General features: G+C 69.7%; 2 protein-coding genes. Both read right to left on the reverse strand.

Features of this window, described 5'->3' with window-relative positions:
- Positions 1-548: cellulose-binding domain-containing protein (locus VFO68_RS17035; protein WP_325159284.1), on the reverse strand; the 548-nt coding region annotated here is incomplete at its 3' end.
- A 137-nt stretch (positions 549-685) separates the two neighbouring features.
- Complete coding sequence (locus VFO68_RS17040; RefSeq protein WP_325159285.1) at positions 686-2,014, reverse strand: LacI family DNA-binding transcriptional regulator; 1,329 nt, start codon at positions 2,012-2,014, stop codon at positions 686-688.
- Positions 2,015-2,033: the final 19 nt, after the last annotated feature.

Here is a 2,033-nt window from a genome sequence, read left to right on the forward strand (position 1 = left end):
GAGGTCCAGCGGTACGTCGAGGGCAGCGCGCACGTGGCCGGCGGCGTCACCGGCGGCGAGGTCGGCGGCGTCACCGGCGGTGAAGTGGGTGGCGAGGACGGCGGGGTCGACGGCGGCGAGGTCACCGGTGCACCGGTGCACGCCACGCCGTTGAGCGCGAAGCCGGACGGGGCCGGGTTGCTGCCGTTCCAGCTGCCGTTGAAGCCGAAGGACACCGAGGCGTTGGTGCCGATCGGGCCGTTGTAGCTCGCGTTCCTGGCGGTCACGTCGGCGCCGGTCTGGGTCAACGTGGTGTTCCACGCGTGCGTCACGCGCTGCCCGGCGGACCACGACCAGGTCAGCGTCCAACTGCTCAGCGGGTCGCCCAGGTTCGTGATCGACACGTCGGCGTTGAACCCGCCCGGCCACTGTGACGACACGGCATAGTTCACCGAGCAGCCCGCGGCCGCCGCACCCGCCGGCAACGCAACGCCAACGGCCGCCGATGACAGCACGACAACACCGGTGATCGACATCGCGGCGATCTTGGCCGGTCGGACTCTGGTCATAGTTTGTCTCCTGCCGGGGATGACGGTTCGCACCTTTCGCGGGATCCTCTGTGATCCGGTAACGCCGTCGGGTAGCGATGTGACAAGCATCGATGTTTCAGAGTCTCAGAACCGGTCCCTCCTGGCAAGGAAACGTTTCAACCACCGACCGGCGGCGCGGTGCTGTCGCGCACTATCAGGGTGGTCTCGACCTCGGTCCGGGTCCGCGGCGGCAGCTGCCCGGCGGCGAGCGCCAGCACCAGGCTGGCGGCCTTGGCTCCCATCTCGGCGAACGGCTGCCGCACGGTGGTCAGCGCCGGGCCAGCCCATTGGGCGTACGCGATGTCGTCGAAACCGATCACGCTGAGCTCGTCGGGAATGCGCAGGCCCACTTGTCGGGCCGCCTCGTACACGCCGAACGCCTGCAGGTCGTTGCCGCACACCACGGCGGTGGGCCGGTCGGCCAGCCTCAGCAGTTCGCGTCCGTGGTGCAGACCGTCGTCGAACGAGAACGACAGGCCGAAGCGCAGTAACCGGGCGTCCAATGCCTGGCCGGCGGCTTCCATGGCGGTCCGGGCTCCCTCCAGCCGAGCCTTCGCGGCCAGTCGCTCGGTCGGCCCGGTGATCACCGCTATCCGCCGGTGGCCGAGGTCGAGCAGATGCCGAGCGGCGTCGATCCCACCGCTCCAGTTGGTCGCCACGACCGACGGGACGCCTCGCATCGGCTGATCCGACGGGTCCAGAACGACAAGCGGAATGGCGCCGGCGCGCAACAGAAACTGCTGAGCCGGCGTGAAACCCAGGTTGACCGTGATCACGCCGGTCGGACGGCGACCCAGCAGGTTCTCGGCCCACGGGTGACCGGCGGAGATCTGACGCATGACGTCGAGGAAGCTCACGGCCAGCTTGTGCTCGGCGGCGACCTGCTCGACACCACGCATGATTTCGACGGCCAGATCGTTCTGCATGCCGAAGAAGACGACCTCGACTCCCGGGGTTCGCTGCACCATCTCCGGGCGCCGGTAACCGTGCTCACGCAGCAAGGCCTCGACCCGCTGCCGGGTCTCCGGCGCCACGCCCGTACGTCCGTTCAACACCTTGGACACGGTGGGCGCGGACACTCCGGCTATCCGCGCGACCGTGGCAACCGTGAGCTCACCTCGCCGTCGGCCCCGCCGTGGCCGGCTCACCGGCTCATCCACCGGCCCCACGTCGCCGACTTCGCCGGTCGAGGCCTTCCCGCCGACCAGGTCGACGCTTCTCGACCGCCGACGGCTCCGGCGCGCAGCCGCCTCGGCCAGAAGACGGTCGCGGATCTCCGCCGCTTCCCGCTCAGCCGTCGGGCCGGCCGCCACCGTCTCCACGAGGTAACGCCGCTTCTTCGAGACCGGGTCGAGGCCGTCATACACCCGGACCCGCAAGGACCCGCTCGGCAGCCGCTCGATCTCACCGCGGGCGCGGCGCCTGGTTCCCGGAGGAACTGACATGGAGCCACCCTATCGTTTG

It is taken from the genome of Actinophytocola sp. (assembly GCF_035712165.1).
Classification (GTDB): Bacteria; Actinomycetota; Actinomycetes; order Mycobacteriales; family Pseudonocardiaceae; genus DASYTH01.